The 20458-nt window shown below is 67.1% G+C and carries 15 protein-coding genes; 4 read left to right on the forward strand and 11 right to left on the reverse strand.

The annotated features are described in order from the left end of the window. Positions 1–102: 102 nt before the first annotated feature. The 9 genes from alaS to AC3DE2_RS08010 form a co-directional block, all read right to left on the reverse strand. Positions 103–2751: an alanine--tRNA ligase gene (gene alaS, locus AC3DE2_RS07970; protein WP_488425731.1), complete on the reverse strand. Its 2649-nt coding sequence runs from the start codon at positions 2749–2751 to the stop codon at positions 103–105. A 107-nt stretch (positions 2752–2858) separates the two neighbouring features. Further along, positions 2859–3356, reverse strand: coding sequence for a recombination regulator RecX (gene recX / locus AC3DE2_RS07975; RefSeq protein WP_488425733.1), 498 nt, complete (start codon positions 3354–3356; stop codon positions 2859–2861). A 62-nt stretch (positions 3357–3418) separates the two neighbouring features. After that, positions 3419–4456 (reverse strand): recombinase RecA, encoded by a 1038-nt coding sequence (recA, locus tag AC3DE2_RS07980; protein WP_295375519.1) that lies wholly within the window; start codon positions 4454–4456, stop codon positions 3419–3421. Positions 4457–4624: 168 nt separating this feature from the next. Further along, entirely contained in the window at positions 4625–5266 is a 642-nt protein-coding gene (gene lexA / locus AC3DE2_RS07985; protein WP_488425734.1) for a transcriptional repressor LexA, read from the reverse strand. Between the two features lie 114 nt (positions 5267–5380). Continuing rightward, positions 5381–7066, reverse strand: coding sequence for a 2-polyprenylphenol 6-hydroxylase (ubiB, locus tag AC3DE2_RS07990; protein WP_295375515.1), 1686 nt, complete (start codon positions 7064–7066; stop codon positions 5381–5383). Between the two features lie 31 nt (positions 7067–7097). Next, entirely contained in the window at positions 7098–7604 is a 507-nt protein-coding gene (locus AC3DE2_RS07995; RefSeq protein ID WP_488425735.1) for a CinA family protein, read from the reverse strand. A 116-nt stretch (positions 7605–7720) separates the two neighbouring features. Then, complete coding sequence (locus tag AC3DE2_RS08000; protein WP_488425736.1) at positions 7721–10309, reverse strand: TonB-dependent receptor; 2589 nt, start codon at positions 10307–10309, stop codon at positions 7721–7723. A 257-nt stretch (positions 10310–10566) separates the two neighbouring features. After that, entirely contained in the window at positions 10567–10785 is a 219-nt protein-coding gene (locus AC3DE2_RS08005) for a helix-turn-helix domain-containing protein (protein WP_295376159.1), read from the reverse strand. A gap of 9 nt (positions 10786–10794) precedes the next feature. After that, the gene (locus tag AC3DE2_RS08010) at positions 10795–11313 is read right to left on the reverse strand and encodes a hypothetical protein (protein ID WP_488425774.1); all 519 of its coding nucleotides are present in this window, start codon (positions 11311–11313) and stop codon (positions 10795–10797) included. Between the two features lie 47 nt (positions 11314–11360). Here AC3DE2_RS08010 and AC3DE2_RS08015 point away from each other — a divergent pair, with 47 nt between their 5' ends. The 4 genes from AC3DE2_RS08015 to AC3DE2_RS08030 all read left to right on the forward strand — a co-directional run bounded on the left by AC3DE2_RS08015 (position 11361) and on the right by AC3DE2_RS08030 (position 19008). Next, on the forward strand, positions 11361–12716 hold the full coding sequence (locus AC3DE2_RS08015; RefSeq protein WP_488425737.1) for a retropepsin-like aspartic protease family protein: 1356 nt from the start codon (positions 11361–11363) through the stop codon (positions 12714–12716). Positions 12717–12996: 280 nt separating this feature from the next. Further along, positions 12997–15591 (forward strand): DNA mismatch repair protein MutS, encoded by a 2595-nt coding sequence (gene mutS, locus AC3DE2_RS08020; RefSeq protein WP_488425773.1) that lies wholly within the window; start codon positions 12997–12999, stop codon positions 15589–15591. 430 nt (positions 15592–16021) lie between these two features. Next, positions 16022–18226: a catalase/peroxidase HPI gene (gene katG / locus AC3DE2_RS08025; protein WP_488425738.1), complete on the forward strand. Its 2205-nt coding sequence runs from the start codon at positions 16022–16024 to the stop codon at positions 18224–18226. 170 nt (positions 18227–18396) lie between these two features. After that, positions 18397–19008, forward strand: a complete 612-nt coding sequence (locus tag AC3DE2_RS08030; RefSeq protein ID WP_295376151.1) for a DUF937 domain-containing protein — start codon at positions 18397–18399, stop codon at positions 19006–19008. A gap of 165 nt (positions 19009–19173) precedes the next feature. On the opposite strand, the gene AC3DE2_RS08035 is transcribed toward AC3DE2_RS08030, so the two are convergent. Together AC3DE2_RS08035 and AC3DE2_RS08040 are read right to left on the reverse strand one after the other, a co-directional pair. After that, positions 19174–19887 (reverse strand): hypothetical protein, encoded by a 714-nt coding sequence (locus AC3DE2_RS08035; RefSeq protein WP_488425739.1) that lies wholly within the window; start codon positions 19885–19887, stop codon positions 19174–19176. A 153-nt stretch (positions 19888–20040) separates the two neighbouring features. Continuing rightward, the gene (locus AC3DE2_RS08040; RefSeq protein WP_488425740.1) at positions 20041–20454 is read right to left on the reverse strand and encodes an RNA-binding S4 domain-containing protein; all 414 of its coding nucleotides are present in this window, start codon (positions 20452–20454) and stop codon (positions 20041–20043) included. Positions 20455–20458 lie beyond the last annotated feature (4 nt).

The raw sequence follows: 20458 nt of genomic DNA on the forward strand, positions 1-20458 counted from the left end.
CTGCATCGCTGGACGCGAGGAAGCTTCCAGATAGGTTCATCGTCGTGAATCATGGTACGGGCCGGAGCACGCGCCCGCAAGCGCGGGCGCGGCCGGGCGGGCTCATTGCAGGCGTTGGGCGACCCAGTCGTTCACGCCCTTGAGGGCAGACACAAGGGCGGGCCCGTCCTCGCCACCACCCTGGGCGAGATCCGGACGGCCACCGCCCTTGCCGCCGATCTGACCGGCGACGTGGGACAGAAGTTCCCCCGCCTTGACCTTGCCGGCGGCGGCGCCGCTTACCCCCGCCACCAGGGCGGCCTTGCCGTCGCTGGTGCCGGCCAGGACGATCACCGCGTCGCCCAGTTGCTGCTTGAGCCGGTCGATGGCGTCGCGCAGTGCCTTGGCGTCGAAGCCTTCCAGCCGCGAGGCCAGCACACGGACGCCGTTGACGTCCTGCGCCGAGCCCGCCAGATCGGCGGTGGCGCCCGAGGCCGCCTTGGCCTTGAGGGTCTCCACTTCACGCTCGAGCTTCTTCTGCCGTTCGGTGAGGGCACGGATCTTCTCGACCACGTCGTGGGCGTTGCCACCCAGCAACTCGGCCGCCTGCTCCAGTCGACGCTCCTCCGCGTCGACATGATCCAGCGCGCCCTGCCCGGTCACCGCTTCGATCCGGCGCACGCCCGCCGAGACGCCGCCTTCGCTGACGATCTTGAACAGCCCGATGTCGCCGGTCCGGCCCACATGGGTGCCGCCGCACAGTTCGGTCGAGTAGTCACCCATGCGCAGCACGCGGACGTGCTCGCCGTACTTCTCGCCGAACAGCGCCATGGCTCCGAAATCCAGCGCCTCCTGCATGCCCATGTGGTGGACTTCGGCCTGATGATTGGCCCGCACCTGGGCATTCACCCTGCGCTCGACCTCGGCCAGTTCCTGCGCGGTAATCGCCTGGAAATGGGAGAAGTCGAAACGCAGGCGGTCCGGTGCCACCAGCGAGCCCTTCTGCTGGACATGGGTGCCCAGCACTTCGCGCAGCGCGGCGTGCAGCAGGTGGGTCGCCGAATGGTTGAGGATGGTCGCGGCGCGCCGCGCCGCGTCGACCGACGCGGCGATGCGATCACCCACCTTGAGGGTGCCGCGGGTCACCCGGCCCACATGACCATGGAACTGGCCGGCGAGTTTCTGCGTGTCGGATACGGCGAATTCGGAATCCGCTCCGGCGAGGCGCCCCACGTCGCCGACCTGGCCACCGGACTCGGCATAGAAGGGTGTGCGATCCAGGAGCATCACCGCTTCGTCGCCAAGGTTGACCGACTCGGCCGGGCGGCCGTCCTTCAACAAGGCCACGATGCGCAGATCGGACGCGTCCAGTTGCTCGTAGCCAAGGAATCCGGTGGGCTGCAACTGCGCCACCAGATCGGCCGGCAGGCTGGCACTGGAAGCGAACTTGCCGGCGGCGCGCGCGGTTTCGCGCTGTTGCTCCATCGCCGCCTCGAAGCCGGCCATGTCCACGGTCAGGCCACGCTCGCGGGCGATATCCGCGGTCAGGTCCACCGGGAATCCGTAGGTGTCATAAAGGCGGAAAGCTTCAACACCCGGTATCACGCCCTGCGCGCGCGACGCGATGTCGTCGAAAATGCGCATGCCCGAATCCAGCGTCTCGGCGAAACGCTCCTCTTCGGCCTTCAATGCGCGCTCGACCAGTTCGCGCGCGGCCGGCAACTCGGGATAGGCCTCGCCCATCAGCTCGGACAGCGTGCCCACCATCCTGTGGAAGAACGGCTGGCGCACGCCCAGCATCCAGCCATGGCGCAGGGCGCGGCGGATGATCCGGCGCAGCACATAGCCGCGTCCTTCGTTGGAAGGCAGCACGCCGTCCACGATCAGGAAGCTGCAGGCGCGGATATGGTCGGCGATGACGCGCAGCGACTTGTTCTCGCGATCCGGCGTGGCGGTCAGTTCGGCGGCCTTTTCGATCAGCGCCTGGAACAGATCGATTTCGTAGTTGCTATGAACGTGCTGCAGGATCGCGGTCAGGCGCTCCAGGCCCATGCCGGTATCCACGCAGGGCGCCGGCAGCGGCACCAGGGTGCCGTCGGGCTGGCGGTCGAACTGCATGAACACCAGGTTCCAGATCTCGATGAAACGATCGCCGTCCTCGTCGGGCGAGCCCGGCGGACCACCGGCGATGTGATCGCCGTGGTCATAGAAGATTTCCGTGCAGGGACCACAGGGGCCGGTGTCGGCCATCTGCCAGAAATTGTCGGACGCGAACGGCGCTCCCTTGTTGTCGCCGATGCGGACGATCCGCTCGACCGGGATGCCGATGTCCTTGTTCCAGATTTCGAAGGCTTCGTCATCGGTGTGATAGACCGTGACCAGCAAACGTTCCTTCGGCAGCTTCCAGACGCCGGTCAGCAGTTCCCAGGCCCAGGCGATGGCTTCCTTCTTGAAGTAGTCGCCGAACGACCAGTTGCCCAGCATCTCGAAGAAGGTGTGGTGGCGCGCGGTGTAGCCCACCGAATCCAGATCGTTGTGCTTGCCGCCCGCGCGCAGGCAGCGCTGCACATCGGCGGCGCGCACGTAGCTGCGTTTCTCCGCGCCCAGGAACACGTCCTTGAACTGGACCATGCCCGAGTTGGTGAACAGCAGGGTCGGATCATTGCCCGGCACCAGTGGCGCCGACGGCACGATCGTATGGCCCTTGCTGTGGAAGAAATCGAGGAAGTCCTGGCGGATCTGGCGGGTGCTGATTTTGGGGGAACTGGTCATCTGGCTGGCATTGGCTGACGGGCGCATCCGGACGCCGCGTCCCCCACAGATGCGGGCGCGGGCCGGCCGAAGCAACCCAATGCCTTAGATTAACAGGCCCGCCGGGTTCAGTCCTCCCGGTCCAGCCGGGTCGCGGCGCTGACACTGCCGCCGTCAAATCCCCGCCGGATCAGGAAGTCGGCGGCCTTGCGCCGCCCCGCCAGGTCAATCAAGCCGCCCGGACCGAAACGGCGGCGGACGAGGTCGCACGCCGTTTCGGTCCAGTCGCCATCAAAAGTGTCCATGGCCGCCGCGATGGTTTCGCGATCCAGCCCATGGGTAGCCAGCTCCGCACGAATGCGGAGCGGCCCATAGCCGTTGCCGGCCCGGCTGCGGACCAGCGATTCGGCAAACCGGCGGTCGTCCTGCCAGCCTTCTCCGGCCAGCCGCTCCACCGCCGTCCTGGCCTCTTCCGGAGCGACGCCACGGGAGGCCAGCTTGCGTTCCAGTTCCCGCCGCGAGTGTTCCCGGCGGGTCAGCAGACCCAGCGCCCGCTGGACCGGGGTCTGCTCGGCCCGGACTCGCCGCCGTCGCGGCGGCGTACCCGGTTCCTCATCCCTGCTCATCATTCCATCCGCCAAGCCGGGAGACCGGCACCCGTTCCGGACCGTTCTCCCTGCCGAATGACTCAGTCATCCTGGTCCGCGTCCTCGCCCTCGTTACGCGAGGCTTCGGCCGGCTGGAATTTCTCGCGCAGTTCGCCTTCCAGCTTGGCCGCGATCTGCGGGTTCTCGCGCAGGAAGGTCCGCGAGTTGTCCTTGCCCTGACCGATGCGCTCGCTGCCGTAGCTGTACCAGGCCCCGGCCTTCTCGACCAGCTTGGCCTCCACGCCCATGTCGATCAGCTCGCCTTCGCGGCTGATGCCTTCGCCGTAGAGAATCTCGGTGACGACCTGCTTGAATGGAGGCGCCAGCTTGTTCTTGACGACCTTGATCTTGGTCTGGTTGCCGATGATTTCATCGCCTTTCTTGATCGCGCCAATGCGGCGGATGTCCAGGCGCACGGAGGCATAGAACTTCAGGGCGTTGCCGCCGGTGGTCGTTTCCGGGCTCTGGCCCGGCATCATCACGCCGATCTTCATGCGCAGCTGGTTGATGAAGACCACCAGGGTGTTCGAACGCTTGATGTTGCCCGTCAGCTTGCGCAGGGCCTGGCTCATCAGGCGGGCCTGCAGGCCCGGCAGCTGGTCGCCCATCTCGCCTTCGATTTCCGCCTTCGGGGTCAGCGCGGCGACCGAGTCGATGACGACGATGTCGATGGAGCCCGAACGCACCAGCATGTCGGCGATTTCCAGCGCCTGCTCGCCGGTATCCGGCTGCGACACCAGCAGATCGTCCACGTTGACGCCCAGCTTGGCGGCGTAAATCGGGTCCAGTGCGTGCTCCGCGTCGATGAAGGCCGCCGTGCCGCCCTGCTTCTGGCACTCCGCGATGGCCTGCAGGGTCAGGGTGGTCTTGCCCGAGGATTCCGGCCCGTAGATTTCCACCACGCGACCCTTCGGCAGGCCGCCGATGCCGAGGGCGATGTCCAGCATCAGCGAGCCGGTCGGCACCACTTCCACGGGCTCGATCACGCGATCGCCCATGCGCATCACCGAGCCCTTGCCGAACTGGCGCTCGATCTGGGTCAGGGCCACGGAAAGGGCGCGCTTCTTGTTCTCGTCCATCATCGGTTCCTCAGAAGAATCAATCGTTGAATGCAAGGCTAGCGGGGGCGGATCGCACAGGCTGCGACTGTCCCGGGAAATCAGAAATTAAGGCCGGCGACCGCGGATGGACCATCAGGAAATCCGACACCATGGCGTCGGACAAACCCGCGCGAACGTGTGGGCGCGTCACCGGTTGGGCCTCACCAGGCCGCAGTACAGGCCTTCGATGGCGAAATCCTGGTCGGGTTGGACTTCGATCGGGGAATAGTCCGGGTTGCGTGGCAGGAGCCGGATCCGGTCCTTGCCGACCTTCAGCAGCTTGACCGTGATCTCCTCGTCGATCCGGGCCACCACGATCTGCCCGGAACGCGCGTCGCGGGTGCGGTGTACCCCGATCAGGTCGCCATCGAAGATACCTTCGTCCCGCATCGAATCGCCCTTGACCCGCAGCAGGTAATCCGGCGCCGGGGCGAAGAAAGCCCGATCCAGCAGGACGTAATCGTGATGGCCGGCATCGGCACCAATCGGCGCGCCGGCCGCCACCTGCCCGAGCACCGGTAGGCGCAGTCCGTCCTCGTTGGCGGGCGGGAATCCCAGCTCGGGCTGGGCCTGCACCGGTGCCCTCAGCAACCGGATTCCCCGGGCACGGCCCGGCAGCCGCTCGATGGCGCCGGCCTGTTCCAGGGCCTCCAGGTGGTATTGCGCCGCACGCACGCCCTTGAATCCCAGCGCGCGGGCGATCTCGGTCTGTGAGGGCGGCACGCCCTCGGTTTCGATGCGCTCGGCAATCAGGGCGAGGATGGCTTGCTGGGTATCGGTCAGGTCCATGGTTAGTAGTATTACTACTAACAAACCCGCTTGACAAGCCCAGGTTCCCGCGGCGCGCTTCCCTCGCCGTCCTGCCGTCTCCGCCGGCCGGAGGGATGACGGCGCCCCGGCGGCTCAGCGCTTGCGCCCGCTCCGCCAGATCGACAGCACGATCCAGACCCCGGTCATGGCCGCGAACACGAAGCCCAGCACGCCCATCGCCATCAGCCAGCGGTTGGAGGTGCCGCCGCCCACGCTGTTCATCACGATGGACGAGCCGATGATCAACGCGGCGGTGACCACGCCGATGGTGAGCCGGTTGGCGGCGCTGTTGAGCTGGTCGCCAAAGGCCTTCAGCGAGGTGATGTCGAGTTGCCCGCGCAGGCGGCCCCGGCGCGCGGCCTGCAGCAGGCGGCGCAGATCGCGCGGCATGTCGCCGACCAGATCGAGGGCCCCGGACAGGCTGCGGCGGCCGCGCCGGGCGACCGCGCGTGGCGAGTAGCGCTCCAGGATCGCGCGTTCCAGGTAGGGACGCGCCTCGCTGGCCATGTCGAAGTCCGGATCCAGTTGCCGGCCCAGGCCTTCCAGGGTCAGGAACGCCTTGATCATCAGGGCCAGGTCCGGCGGCAGGCTCAGGCCGTGCCGGCGCAGCAGCGCGGCCACGTCGGTGAGCATGGCGCCCATGCGCAGCTGTTTCAGTGGCACGCCGCGATAGCGATCGGTGAACACCCCGACGTCGGCCTGCAGGCGGGTCTCGTCGACCGACGCGTCGCCTTCGGTCCAGTCCAGCAGGATGTCGGTGACGGCCTCGGGATCCTCGCCGACCAGCCCGTTGAGCAATCGCGCGACCTGGAAGCGTCGTTGTTCGGACACCCAGCCGACCATGCCGAAATCGATCAGGCCGATGCGCCCGTCCCGCAGGTAGAAGATGTTCCCCGGATGCGGATCGGCATGGAACAACCCGTCCACCAGCACCATCTTCAGCACGATCGCCGCGCCGGTGCGGGCCAGCGCATGGCGATCCAGTCCGGCCGCGTCCACCGCCGCCAGATCGCAGCCGGGGATGCCGTCCACCCAGTCCTGCACGCTCAGGCGCTCGCTGGTCCATTGCCAGTGCACCGCGGGGATCATCACCTCGGGATGATCCTGGAAATTGAGGGCGATGCGCTCGGCATTGCGGCATTCGCCGGCGAAATCCAGTTCCGCGCGCAACGACGCGGCGAATTGCTGGGCGATGCCGACGGGATGGTAACGACGCAGATCCGGCACCTGCGTCTGGATGATGTCGGCCAGTCGCGCCAGCAGGCGCAGGTCCGCCTCGACCACTTCGCGGATTCCGGGGCGGCGCACCTTGAGCACCACCGCGCGACCGTCCTCCAGCCAGGCGCGATGCGCCTGCGCCAGCGAGGCGGCGGCCAACGGTTCCGGATCCAGCCGGGCAAAGATGTTTTCCGGGAGGTCGCCGAGATCCTCGATCAGCTGTGGGCGGATCACCTCGTAGGGCACCGCCGGCACCGCGTTCTGCAGCCGGCTCAACTCCGCGATCCATTCCGGCGGCAGCAGGTCGATGCGGGTGGCCAGCACCTGGCCGAGTTTGACGAAGGTTGGTCCCAGCGTTTCCAGCGCGCGCCGCAGTCGTTCCGGCGGCTCCATCCGCAGCGCGTCTTCCGCATGCTGCCAGTGCAGGAGCCTGCCGGCCCGCTCCAGCGCTCCGGCCAGGCCGATGCGCCGGACCATGTCGCCAAAACCGTTGCGGATCAGGACCGAGGCGATTTCCTGCAACCGCCCCAGATCGCGCACCGCTCCCAGGGTCTCCCACATCAGCGTCGCCCTTTCCCGCCGGTCGGTCGCATCACAGCTTTTCCAGTCCGCTCAGCGCGGTCGCCACCGTCTGCCGCCTGACCGCGTCGCGGTCGCCGTCGAACAGGAACACTTCCGCGCGGGCATAGCCGCCGCGGCGTTTCCAGCCGATCCAGACCGTGCCCACGGGCTTGCCTTCGCTGCCGCCGCCGGGGCCGGCGATGCCGGTCACCGCGACCGCCACGCTCGCGCCGGAGTTGACCAGCGCGCCGGACACCATCTCGATGACCGTCTCGCGGCTGACCGCGCCATGGGTTTCCAGGGTTTGCGGGCGCACGCCCAGCAACGCCTGCTTGGCTTCGTAGCTGTAGGCCACCATGCCGCTGTCGAACCAGTCCGAGGAGCCGGCGATGTCGGTCACCGTCTTGGCGATCCAGCCGCCGGTACAGCTTTCCGCGGTCACCAGGTGATCGTGTTCGGCGCGCAGGCGGGCGCCGATCCGTTCGGCCTGCTCGCGCAGTTCGGCGTCGGTAGGAGTTGCAGCGGCCACGGTCGACATCGGCAAGGCTCGGGGGAAGGAGCCACCGTTTTAGCCGAATTCGGCGCCCCTGTCTGCTCGCGGTCGGCGCGCCCCGGCCCGGGACCGGGCGGGTGCGCGCACTGCGTCGCCTTCGCTCAGTACGTCACGCGGAAGGTCACGCCATAGGTGCGCGGCGCGCCCAGGAACGCGTTGAACGAGTTGGTGGGATCCCCCGGCGTCGGCGAGAAATTCTGCAGCGGGGCGTCGAAGCCGACCTGCTGGTAGGTCTCGTCGGTCAGGTTCTGCCCCCACAGCTCCACCATCCAGCGCTTGTTCTTCGCGCCGAATCCGACCCGGGCGTTGACCAGGGTGTAGCCCTCCTGGATCTTCTCGATGTCCATGTCCGAACCGGTGTTGTGCTCGGAGATGTACTTGGCGCCGATGTTGAAGCGGCCAATCAGGCTGTTGCCGAAGTCCCACTGGTAGGTCAGCGACGCCGAACCCGACCACAGCGGCGCGAAGCTGATGTGGTTGCCCGGCAGTTTGTACAGGGTGCCGCCGGGTGCGACGAATTCCGAGGTGGGCTTGTCGTCGCCATAGCGCGTGTCGGCGTAGGTCAGGCCGGCCTGCAGCATCAGCCCGTCCAGCCCGGTCTGCCACAGCACTTCCGCGTCGATGCCCTTGGACGTGACCTCGGGAATCGAGCGCACGACGTAGCTGGTGCCGAGGAAGCTGTTGAGCTGGAAGTCGGTGAACTCCTGGTAGAACAGGGTGCCGTTGAGCAGCAGGTTGCCGTCCAGCCAGGTGGACTTGGCGCCCAGCTCGTAGCTGTCGACGAACTCCCCCGGGAACGAGGTATCCCTGACCGGCAGGATGCCGGCGGTGCCGCTGGACAGGCCCGTGTTCGACTGCACGCGATCCAGGTTGAAGCCGCCGCCCTTGTAGCCACGCGCGCCGGACAGGTAGGTCATCAGGTGATCGTTCCAGCGGTAGGCAAACTTGAGCGTGCCCGACCATTCACTCTCGGAGCGGTCCTGCTTCGTATGGCGGCCGTTGTGGGCGATGTTGGCCCACGGCAGGCACATGTAGCCGATCGCGGTCGGTGCAAGCTGCTGCGCCACGGGCTGCGGGATGCCGCGCGCCATCAACGCGCCCACCACCTGTGCCGGGTTGCCGAGCGCGGTGGCGCAACCCAGGCTGCCATTGGGATTGGTGTAGACCGAATCCAGCTCCTTCTTTTCGTGGGTGTAGCGCAGCCCGAGCGTGATCGCCAGCTGGTCGGTGGCGTGCCAGGTGTTGTTGGTGAACAACGCGGCGGTCCTGGCGTTCTGGTTGTAGGTGTCGTGCGCGCCTTCGGTGTCACCCGGGAAGACGGTGCCGAGCGGCCGCCCGGTGGCCTGCGACGCGAACAGGAACGGATTGGTGGTATTGACGGTGATGCCCAGCGGCGCCAGCTGGCGCGCGAACAGGCTCAGCAGCGCGGTGGACAGGTAGGTCTCGTAGTGCCGGCCGATCATGTACTGGTCGTGGCGCTCCAGGTCCTCGTCCGAGTAGAAGAATCCCAGCATCCAGTCCAGTTTGTCGGTGCTGCCGGTCAGGCGCAGTTCCTGGCTGAAGGTCTTGAACTTGGTCGATGAGTCGTCGAAGTTGTTGCGGCGGTACAGCAGATCCGCGCCGCTGAAGTCGAAGTCCAGCGCGTTGACCGACTGCCAGTCGCGCGCGGCGGTTATCGAGGTCAGCGTCGCCCCGTTGAACCAGGGCGTGTTCCAGTCAATCTGGGTGGAGAACCCCTTGTCCAGCACGCTCTGTTCAGTGCCGCGGTTGCTGTAGGCCAGGCGCCGCTCCGGGTCCGCCACCGGGATGATCGCGCGCCCGGCGCCCCCGGCCAGCGCATCGAGGATGTTGGCGGTCAGGCCACGCACGGTGGTCACGCCCACGCAACAGTTCTCGTCGCGGCGGGTGTAGTCGGCGATGAAAGTGAAGTCCAGATCGTCGTTCGGTTCCCACAGCAACTGCGCGCGCAGGGTACGGAAGTCGCGATCGCTGTCCTCGCGGCTGGTGCGCGGGCCCGTTCCCGTATTGACGTCGGTAACGCCGTCGCGGGTACGTTTGGCCGCGTAGATGCGGAAGGCGGCGTGATCGCTGATGGCGTCGTTGTAGGCACCGGAAATGCCGAACTCGCCGTAATTGCCGAAGGTCAGTTCACCTTCCGCGCTCTGTGTGTAGCTGGGACGGCGGGTGATGACGTTGATGACGCCGGCGGAGGTGTTCTTGCCGAAGACCGTTCCCTGCGGACCCTTCAGCACCTCGATGCGTTCCAGTTCGCCCAGGTCGCCGAACCCCACGCCGGTGCGCGGGCGGTACACGCCGTCAATCACCACGCCCACCGCCGATTCCAGGCCGGCGTTGTCGCCATTGGTGCCGACGCCGCGGATGCGCGCGGTGGTCTGCGACTCGTTGGTGGTCGAACTGACATGCAGGCCAGGCACCAGCAATTGCACGTCCTTGATGTCGGAAACACCCGCATCCTGCAGCAACTGCTCCGGCAGCGCGGTCAGCATGATCGGCACGTCCTGCATGGCCTCCTCGCGCTTCTGCGCGGTGACCGTCATGGTCGCCAGCGTGGTCGCCTCCTCATCGGGCTGGGTCTGGGACGGCGTGGCTTCCTGTGCCTGCAGATTGGCGGAAAGTGCGGCGAAAACGGCGAGCGCGAGCGCGCGTTGCTGCGGTTTGGCGACGATCATGTGTTCCCCTCCCCCGGGTCATGTCGGACGTTGACGTTCAGACGACTTCGATACGGCATCCACCTTGTATGGACAATCATGCGGCGCTTGCGCGCCCCTCTGTGGAGGCGAAGCTAGCACTCCTCTCGGCGCGGAAGCATTCTGCAACGCGTCGATACGCGCGACGCCCGTCGAGCACGGACGGAAGCGAACGATCGTGCTGAAAAACAGGGCTTACGCGTGGGACGCGGGCATGCGGAACAATCGCCGCGGCGTGCTCAGCCTTCCGGCTCGTCCGGCAGGTAGGCCAGCAGATCGCCGGGCTGGCATTGCAGGTAGTCGCAGATCGCCGCGAGGGTTTCGAAACGGATGCCGCGGACCTTTCCCGACTTGAGCAGGGAAAGATTGGCTTCGGTGATGCCGACATGGGCCGCCAGATCCTTGGAGCGCACCTTGCGCAAGGCCAGCATCACGTCAAGGCGGACGACTATCGCCATCGGGGTCCTTCAGACAATGGAATGACTGTCTTCTTCCAGGCGCGCGGCTTCATCGAACAGCCGCGCCACCAGAAAGAAGGTGGCCCCCATCAGCAGCACGAGCAGGTCGCCGCCGCCGAAGTCCAGCCGCAGCGGTCCCGGGCGCGCGGCGTGCCATGCCAGCGCGGCCTGGAGCAGCGGCGGCAGCAGCGCATTGAGGAGACCCACCGCCAGCAGCCGCGATGCGAACCGGCGGAAATGCCGGGTCACCGCGCTGGAGAACAGCGCGGACGACTGCAACCGCCCCAGCATGCGCGCGAGTTCCAGCAGTGCCCAACTGGTCAGGACGGCCAGCAGCGCGGCGGTCAGCGCCGCCCATTCCCATGGAAGCCCGCCTTCATCGAGGGTGGCCGCCACGCCCGGAAAGGGCGTCGGCCACAGCAGCGCCAAGGCAGTCACCACCAGGCAGGCCACCGCGCTCGCCAGCACCCCCCGGCGCAGCCAGCGCGCGTGCCGCAATAATGCACTTGTATTTTCTGTTTTATTCATATTAATTTCTGTTTTACAGAAATTTATTTCTCTCGAAGGATACTAACATGAAACCATCCCCACCCACGCCGAGCGTCGTCCGCCGGCTCCTTTGCCCGCTGTTGTCGCTGGGGCTGTTGCTGGCGTGGCCGATGGCGCATGCCACGCCGCATGCGCCGCCGGCGGGGCCACGCGGCCCCGCGCACCTGCTCGAGGACGCGGGCAAAGGAGATGTCTTCAGCCTGGAGCAGGCCCTTCCCGGCATCCGCGATCCCCGCTGGCGGGCGCTGGCCCAGGCCAGAATCGCCGCGTCGCGGCTGGACACGGCGCGGGCACGCGAGGTGCTGGCCGCTCAATTGGCGGAGCAAACGCAGGATGCAGCCCGGCAGGCAAGGGCCTGGTCGATGCTGGCTGACGTCGCCTTCGCCGAAGGCGACTACGCGGCGGCGGCCGAGGCCACGTCCCGGCAACGGGCCCTGCTGGAACAGGACCCCGCGGCGGCCGCGCATCCGCAGGATGCCGCCGATGCCGCGCGCATGCACGGGATCGCCCGGCCGTTGGCGAGTGTCCAGCGCCAGCAGGTGGCTTCGTTCGAGCCGTCGCCGGCGCAGACCCGGCGCGACAAGGTGGGCCTGAGGCGCGCGGATGTCCGGGTCAATGGCAGGACGCAGGAAATGGTCCTGGATACCGGCGCCAACCTGTCCGTGGTTTCGCGCACGACCGCCAGCCGATTGGGACTGCGCCTGCTGGACAGCGAAGTCAGCGTCGGCAGCGCGAGCCGCAACGAGGTCCCTACCCTGATCGGTATCGCCGACGAACTGGCGTTTGCCGGCTTGCGGATCCGCAACGTCGTCTTCCTGGTCCTTGACGATGCCGGGTTGGAATTTTCCGTTCCCGGCGGCTATCGCATCGAGGCGATCCTGGGCTTCCCGGTATTGCGCGAACTGCGCCGGATCCGTTTCCAACGCGATGGTCAACTGGCGCCGGAGCCGGCCGCGCCTGGGACGGGGGCAGCGCCGGGCAACCTGCGGGTCATCGGCAGCGACCTGTTCGTCAGCGCGCACGTGAACGGACAGCCGGTTGCGCTGCACCTGGACAGCGGCGCCTCTTCGTCTTCCCTGTCGCCGCTGTTCGCCCGACGCCATCCGGAACTGATCCGCGGCCTGCCCACCCGGCAGGAGCACTTTGCCAGCGCCGGCGGCGCCACTTCGCGACGCTCGGCGGTGCTCCCGGACGCGACGCTGGATCTGGATGGAAAGACGATCCCGCTGGAGCAGATCGCGATCGGCCTGGATGAAAGCGAGGACGTGGAAACGCGGCAATTCGGCGTTCTCGGTGGCGACGTGCTGGGTCGTTTCAGCTACTGGTGCGTGGATTTCGAACGGATGCGCCTGGAACTGGGCGAGATCGTACCGGTCCCCTGAGCGCGCGCGCCCGCCTTGCGGGCTCCGCAAAGGAATGTCGGCCGGTCGCCTTCCCTGCGCTGGCGGAAAGCAGGCACGCCGGTCCAGGCGAACGCGCATCGGGCGGCGACATCGCAACTCGATACCGCCGCCCGTATCATGGCAACCGCAGCGCGACGCTAGATTTCATCAGGGAAACCGGCCGCGGTCCGCCCACCTCCGGAAGAAGACAGACTTGCAAGACACCGATTCGACCCAGAAGCGCAGGCAGGAACAGGCGGCCGCGGAGCACACCCCGCTGATGAGGCAGTTCTTCGCCGCCAAGGCGGAGTATCCGGACCTGTTGCTGTTCTTCCGGATGGGGGACTTCTACGAACTGTTCTACGACGATGCCCGCAAGGCCGCGCGACTGCTGGACATCACCCTGACCCAGCGCGGCAATTCGGCGGGCGCCCCCATTCCGATGGCGGGCGTGCCGCACCACGCCTACGAGAGCTACCTGGCCCGGCTGGTGGCGATGGGCGAGTCGGTGGCCATCTGCGAGCAGATCGGCGATCCGGCCCAGACCAAGGGCCTGGTCGAACGCAAGGTCGTGCGGGTGGTCACGCCCGGCACCGTCACCGACGAGGCCCTGCTCAACGAGCGCCGCGACACCCTGCTGATGGCGATTGCGCGCGGCCGCAAGGGCTATGGCCTGGCCTGGGCGGATCTGGCCGGCGGGCGTTTCGTCGTCAACGAGGTCGAGGGCGAGGACGGCCTGGAGGCGGAACTCGCGCGCCTGGAGCCGGCGGAGATCCTGCTGCCGGACGAGGACGGCTGGCCGGATTTCCTGCACGGACGCCACGGCCTGCGCCGGCGCGCGCCTTGGCTGTTCGATGCCGGCAACGGCCGCCGGCAACTGCTGCAATTCTTCCAGGTCCGCGATCTCAACGGCTTCGGCATCGAGCAGTTGCCGCTGGCGACCGGCGCCGCCGCCGCCCTGCTCGGCTACGTCGAGGAAACCCAGAAACAGCGTCTGCCGCACCTGGGCGCCATCCGCACCGAATCGGCCGGCGATGCCATCGCCATGAACGCGGCGACCCGGCGCCATCTGGAGCTGGACAGCCGAGTCGATGGCGACACCGGCAACACCCTGCTGGGCGTGCTCGACACCACCATCACCCCGATGGGCGGCCGCCTCCTCCGGCGCTGGCTGCATCGCCCGCTGCGTGATCGCCGCGTGGTCGGCGAGCGCCACCAGGCCGTGGACAGCCTGATCGGCAACGGCCTGGACACCGCACTGCGCGAACGCTTCCGCGCACTGGGTGACATGGAGCGCATCCTCACCCGCGTCGCCCTGCGCTCGGCGCGTCCCCGCGACCTGTCGACCCTGCGCGACGCCCTCGCGCTGCTGCCAGATATCCGCCAGACGCTGTCAGGCACCGCCTCCGGTTCGCCGGACCTGGCCGCATCACCACGCCTGTCCGAGCTGGCGGCCGAGCTGGGTGAACACGACGACACCGCCGCGCTGCTGGTCCGCGCGGTCGCGCCGCATCCGGCGCTCAAGCTGGTCGACGGCGGCGTGATCGCCGACGGGTTCGATGCCGACCTGGACGAACTGCGTCGCCTGAGCAGCCATGCCGATCAGTTCCTGGTCGATCTGGAGGCGCGCGAGCGGGAAAACAGCGGCATCGCCACCCTCAAGGTCGGCTACAACCGCGTGCACGGCTACTACATCGAGATCAGCAAGGGCCAGTCGGATCGCGCGCCGGTCCACTACACCCGGCGGCAGACCCTGACCAACGCGGAGCGCTACATCACCGAGGAATTGAAGAATTTCGAGGACAAGGTACTGTCGGCGCGCGAGCGCTCGCTGGCGCGCGAGAAGGCGCTGTACGAGGGCCTGCTGGATTCGCTCAACCAGAACCTGGAGCCACTCAAGCGCTGCGCCGGCGCGCTCAGCGAACTGGACGTGCTGGCCGGCTTCGCCGAACGCGCGCAGGCACTGGACTGGTCGCGGCCGACCCTGGCCGACGAACCCGGCCTGCGCATCGAGCGCGGGCGCCATCCGGTGGTGGAAGCCGTCCGCGCCGAACCATTCGAGCCCAATGACCTGGCTCTGGATGAACAGCGCCGGATGCTGATCATCACCGGCCCCAACATGGGCGGCAAATCGACCTACATGCGCCAGAACGCGCTGATCGTGCTGCTCGCCCATATCGGCAGCTTCGTCCCGGCGTCGCGCGCGCAAATCGGCCCGATCGATCGCATCCTCACCCGCATCGGCGCCGGCGACGACCTGGCACGCGGGCAATCGACCTTCATGGTCGAGATGGCCGAGACCAGTTACATCCTCCATCACGCCACCGCGCAGTCGCTGGTGCTGATGGACGAAATCGGCCGCGGCACCTCCACCTACGACGGCCTGGCCCTGGCCGACGCGGTCGCCCGCCACCTGGCTAGCCAGAACCGCTGCTACACCCTGTTCGCAACGCACTACTTCGAACTCACCGCCCTGGCGGATGCCTCCGCCGACGGCGGCGAAAGCGGCATCGCCAACGTCCACCTGGACGCGGTGGAACATCACGACCGCGAGCGTGGCGACACCTTGGTGTTCATGCACGCGGTCAAGGATGGCCCCGCCGATCGCAGCTTCGGCCTGCAGGTGGCCGCACTGGCGGGCCTGCCCCGCTCCACCGTCGCACAGGCGCGCAGACGCCTTGCCGAACTGGAACAACGCGGCCGCGAAAGCCACGCCTCGGCGATGGCCCCGCAGGCGCTGGATGCCCCGCAGCAGATCGGCCTGTTTGCCCCGGCCCCCTCGGCGGCCCAGGAAGCACTTGCCGCACTGGATCCCGACGAACTCACGCCCAAACAGGCGCTGGAAGCGCTGTATCGGCTCAAGAGCCTGCTCTGAGACATTCACGATGCCCTGCCCCGCTGCGGAAATCGCGGCGGGCCCGCCTTCGCGCATCCGTGTCGTCAGCGACAACATCGGCGTAACGCGAGCCCGGTATCGTGGGCCCGCCGGGGCCGCTTGTTTGCGCGCCGCACCATTGAGACGTGCTATCGGATTGTTCGTCACAAACGATTTTGCTTAATCGCCGAGCCTGCCTAGTCTGGCCGTGTCTTCTTCATCGCCAACGGAAACGCCAGCCATGAACACGTCCGTGCTCTCCCGCTCAACCTGCGCCTCCGTGGCGGCACAGCGACGACAACGCTGACCGATGCGTACCGCTCCGGCCGCGACGCCGGCGTTCCCCCTCGCATTTCCATGACCACGCGCGCGTCGCCGCGGCCGCGCCGTCCCCACGCCTCTCCACTTCCGCTGCCCAGGGAGCATGACCATGAATCTCGAAACCGCCAAATGTCCGTTCAACCATTCCGTCGGCGGAGGCACCAGCAACCGCGACTGGTGGCCGAACCAGTTGCGCGTGGATCTGCTGCACCAGCACTCGTCCAAGTCCGATCCGATGGACAAGGACTTCAACTACGCCGAAGCCTTCAAGAGCCTGGACTATGACGCGCTCAAGAAGGATCTGGCCGCACTGATGACCGATTCGCAGCCCTGGTGGCCGGCGGATTTCGGTCACTACGGTCCGCTCTTCATCCGCATGGCCTGGCACAGCGCCGGTACCTATCGCATCGGCGACGGACGCGGTGGCGGCGGACGTGGACAGCAGCGCTACGCGCCGCTCAACAGCTGGCCGGACAACGTCAGCCTGGACAAGGCGCGCCGGCTGCTGTGGCCGATCAAGCAGAAGTACGGCAGCCGTATTTCCTGGGCCGACCTGATGATCCTCACCGGCAACGTCGCGCTGGAGACGATGGGCTTCAAGACCTTCGGTTTCGCCGGCGGACGCGAGGACGTATGGGAACCGGATCTGGACGTGTACTGGGGTTCGGAAACCGCCTGGCTGGGCGGCGACAAGCGCTATTCGGGCGAGCGCGATCTGGAGAACCCGCTGGCCGCGGTGCAGATGGGCCTGATCTACGTGAACCCGGAAGGCCCGAACGGCAACCCGGATCCGGTCGCCGCCGCGCGCGACATCCGCGAGACCTTCGCCCGCATGGCGATGGACGACGAGGAAACCGTGGCGTTGATCGCCGGTGGCCACACCTTCGGCAAGACCCATGGCGCGGGCGAAGCCTCGCACGTGGGCGCGGATCCGGAAGCCGACGATATCGTCGCCCAGGGCCTGGGCTGGCGCAGCACGCACGGCACCGGCATCGCCGGCGATGCGATCACCAGCGGCCTGGAAGTCACCTGGACCACGAAACCCACGCAATGGAGCCAGGATTTCTTCAAACACCTGTTCGGCTACGAATGGGAACTGACCAAGAGCCCCGCCGGCGCGCACCAGTGGAAGCCCAAGAACGGCGCCGGCGCCGACACGGTGCCCGACGCGCACGACGGCACGAAGCGCCGGGCGCCCAACATGCTCACCACCGATCTGTCGCTGCGCTTCGATCCCGCCTACGAGAAGATCTCGCGACGCTTCATGGAACACCCGGACCAGTTCGCCGATGCCTTCGCCCGCGCCTGGTTCAAGCTGACCCATCGCGACATGGGCCCGCGCGCGCGCTATCTCGGCCCGGAGGTCCCGAGCGAGGAACTGATCTGGCAGGACCCGGTTCCGGCGGTGGATCATCCGTTGATTGATGAAGCGGACATCGCCGCGCTGAAGAAGAAGATCCTCGAATCGGGTCTGTCGGTAGGCGAACTGGTCTCCACGGCGTGGGCCTCGGCCTCCACATTCCGGGGTTCGGACAAGCGCGGCGGCGCCAATGGCGCGCGCATCCGCTTGTCGCCGCAGAAGGACTGGGAGGCCAACGAGCCCGCGCAGTTGTCGAAGGTGCTCAAGGTGCTGGAGGGCATCCAGGCCGGCTTCAATGGCGCGCAGTCCGGAGGCAAGAAAGTCTCGCTTGCGGATCTGATCGTCCTGGGCGGCGCGGCGGCGATCGAGGACGCGGCAAGGAAGGCCGGACATCCCGTCGCGGTGCCGTTCTCGCCGGGTCGCACCGATGCGTCGCAGGAGCAGACCGACGTGGCGTCGTTCGCGGTGCTGGAACCGGCGGCGGATGGATTCCGCAACTATCTCAAGGGCAAGTACAGCGTGCCGGCCGAGTCGCTGCTCATCGATAAGGCGCAGTTGCTGACGCTGACCGCACCGGAGATGACGGTACTGGTCGGCGGCCTGCGCGTGCTGGGCGGCAACGTCGGCCAGACCGCGCACGGCGTGTTCACCGATCGGCCCGGTGTCCTGAGCAACGACTTCTTCGTCAACCTGCTGGACATGCGCACCGAGTGGAAAGCCACTTCGGACAACGAGGCGGTATTCGAGGCATTGGATCGCAAGAGCGGCGAGCGCAAATGGACCGGGACCCGGGTGGACCTCATCTTCGGTTCGCACTCGCAATTGCGCGCCCTGGCCGAGGTCTACGCCAGCACGGACGCGCAGGGGAAGTTCGTGCGCGATTTCGTTGCCGCCTGGGCCAAAGTGATGGAACTGGATCGCTTCGATCTGCGCGCCGCCCGCAAGGCGGCCTAGGCATCGCCCCGGCGCCCCGCTCGTCCGGATGTTCACCGGACGGGCGGGGCCTTTCGCCCACAGGAGCACCGGATGCCGGCGCAACACGCCTTCTCCTCCGGTTAACCACCGGCGTCACAGTTTGGCGCTAGCATCGGCGGTTCCAACCCGCGTCCAGGAGGACGGCCGTCATGAGCAACCAGTCTCTCGCGCAAGAACTCTTCGCCCAGCTCCAGGGCGCTCCGCTGCAGCAAGTCTCGCAGCAACTGGGCATCGGCCAGGCCGAGGCGTCCGGCGCGGTCGGCGCGGCGCTGCCCTTGCTGATGGGCGCTCTGGGCCGCAATGCTGAGCAACCGCAAGGCGCCGAGGCCCTGTTCGGCGCGCTCCAGCGCAACCATAGCGGGCTGGATATCGGCAGCGTGCTGGGTTCGGTCCTGGGCGGCGCCTCCACCCCGGAAGCCAACGGCGCCGGCATCCTCGGCCATATCTTCGGCGGCAGCCAGCCGCGCGCCGAGGCGGGCCTGGGCCAGGCCACGGGCCTGGACAGCAACCGCGCCGGCCAGTTGCTCAAGATCCTCGCCCCCATCGTGCTGGCCTTCCTGGCCCAGCGCATGAGCCAAGGCGGCCAAGGCTCCCCCGGCGCGCTCAGCCAGGTGCTGGGACAGGAGCAGCAGCAGATCCGCCAGCAGGGCGGCCTGGGCGGCGGCCTGCTCGGCGCGGTGCTGGATCAGGACGGCGACGGCCAGCTCGGTCTCGGCGACCTGCTGAAGGTCGGCAGCGGTTTTCTCGGCGGCGGTCGCTGAGCCGTCGCTAATCCGTGGAGCCGGGCTTGCCCGGCTCTGCATGTCCTTTCAGCGGGATGCAGCGGAGCAGGCTCCGCTTTACATCATGCGTAGAGCCGGGCTTCCCGGCTGCTCGCAGTTCAATGCAGTTGCGAACATGCCGGAGCTCGCCGTAACGGCATTACGTCATCCCGGCACGACTGTCGTGGTTTCGAGCGTCGTCGGCTCGATCCCGTCCCATGAAGGTGCGCATTCCGGGTTGGAGGCCAGCGATTGCGCGGTCCGGAATCTGTAGCTGTCGACCCGCGATTCATAGTAGAGCTCAAACGGACCCAACCAGGTGGTTCTGCTCACGGCACATCGCGCCTGCACACGCCCGCCCAAAGCATCGATACCCCGGTGATACACCTCTTCGCCGCGCCAGTAATTGCCCGTGACGGACTCATCAACGGAAGTTCGGAGCCTGCGCGCCCACTCCATCCATGGGCGATACCGGATTTCCTCCAGCGCGGAAAGACCATAGACAGATTGGTGGGTGCTTTCTTTCCGTTCCAACCGGATGAACATCGAGGACGGCCATCCCAGCACCAGTACCGTCTCGACCAGCACCAGGATCCACCACCGCCCCCTCGCATGCCGCCATCGCTGCAGTACGTACCAGGCACAGACAAGCTGGATGCCGAACCATATCCCCCAATATGGCAACTGGATAAATTCCTTGCCAACGATGGGCGCGCGGTGGATTGCGATCATGCCGGAAACGAACGCCAGCAAGATGCCGAGCAGGCCCACGTACTCATGCGCCTTCATCCGCTTGAATCGCGCAATCAACAGATGATCCAGGTTGGGCGCTTCATCCCGTGATGCGGGAGGAGGCGTTTGTTCCTGCTGCTTGTCCATGCGATGGATGCCGATTCCGAGGGTGTTGCATGGATCGTGATGCGGACAGCGAAGCATCCCCATCGGAAACGTCCTAAAACCGCGGTTCCTGTTCAACGCGCCGCATCGCGGAAGTGCCGCCCTGCGGCCCACACGAGACCGCAGGCGATTCGCTTACATCGCGTCGATGTCGCCCAAAGCGCGGATCAGCCGGCGCGCACGCTTGTCGGGCTTGGACAGCGGCGCCTGATAGCCGGTGCGTTCGGCGCGGCGGGTGGCGGCGGCGGCCTCGCGGCGTTGCCGCGATTCCTCGCTTTCGCGATACAGCGCCTGCGCCACCGATGCCGGCCCACGCTGTTCGCTCAGGCCTTCGACGCGGATGCCGAACACGTCCTCGCCGCGTGCGATCTTGAGTTCATCGCCCACGCGCACGACGCGCGATGGCTTGGCGCGCTGGCCGCCGATTTCCACCTTGCCGGTCTCCACCGCCTGTTTGGCAAGGCTGCGGGTCCTGTAGAAGCGCGCGGCCCACAGCCAGATGTCGAGACGAATGCCGGCGGTGACGGTGCTGGGTGAATCAGAATTCATCGGC

The organism is Pseudoxanthomonas sp. 68-E7 (assembly GCF_057773145.1).

Coding starts and splice junctions, on each gene's coding strand:
- AC3DE2_RS08015 (WP_488425737.1), top strand. CDS start 11,361: ATGAAACCATCCCCACCCACGCCGAGCGTCGTCCGCCGGCTCCTTTGC.
- AC3DE2_RS08035 (WP_488425739.1), bottom strand. CDS start 19,887: ATGGACAAGCAGCAGGAACAAACGCCTCCTCCCGCATCACGGGATGAA.
- katG (WP_488425738.1), top strand. CDS start 16,022: ATGAATCTCGAAACCGCCAAATGTCCGTTCAACCATTCCGTCGGCGGA.
- AC3DE2_RS08040 (WP_488425740.1), bottom strand. CDS start 20,454: ATGAATTCTGATTCACCCAGCACCGTCACCGCCGGCATTCGTCTCGAC.
- recA (WP_295375519.1), bottom strand. CDS start 4,456: ATGGACGAGAACAAGAAGCGCGCCCTTTCCGTGGCCCTGACCCAGATC.
- mutS (WP_488425773.1), top strand. CDS start 12,997: ATGAGGCAGTTCTTCGCCGCCAAGGCGGAGTATCCGGACCTGTTGCTG.
- alaS (WP_488425731.1), bottom strand. CDS start 2,751: ATGACCAGTTCCCCCAAAATCAGCACCCGCCAGATCCGCCAGGACTTC.
- AC3DE2_RS08010 (WP_488425774.1), bottom strand. CDS start 11,313: ATGAATAAAACAGAAAATACAAGTGCATTATTGCGGCACGCGCGCTGG.
- AC3DE2_RS08030 (WP_295376151.1), top strand. CDS start 18,397: ATGAGCAACCAGTCTCTCGCGCAAGAACTCTTCGCCCAGCTCCAGGGC.
- AC3DE2_RS08005 (WP_295376159.1), bottom strand. CDS start 10,785: ATGGCGATAGTCGTCCGCCTTGACGTGATGCTGGCCTTGCGCAAGGTG.
- recX (WP_488425733.1), bottom strand. CDS start 3,356: ATGAGCAGGGATGAGGAACCGGGTACGCCGCCGCGACGGCGGCGAGTC.
- AC3DE2_RS07995 (WP_488425735.1), bottom strand. CDS start 7,604: ATGTCGACCGTGGCCGCTGCAACTCCTACCGACGCCGAACTGCGCGAG.
- ubiB (WP_295375515.1), bottom strand. CDS start 7,066: ATGTGGGAGACCCTGGGAGCGGTGCGCGATCTGGGGCGGTTGCAGGAA.
- AC3DE2_RS08000 (WP_488425736.1), bottom strand. CDS start 10,309: ATGATCGTCGCCAAACCGCAGCAACGCGCGCTCGCGCTCGCCGTTTTC.
- lexA (WP_488425734.1), bottom strand. CDS start 5,266: ATGGACCTGACCGATACCCAGCAAGCCATCCTCGCCCTGATTGCCGAG.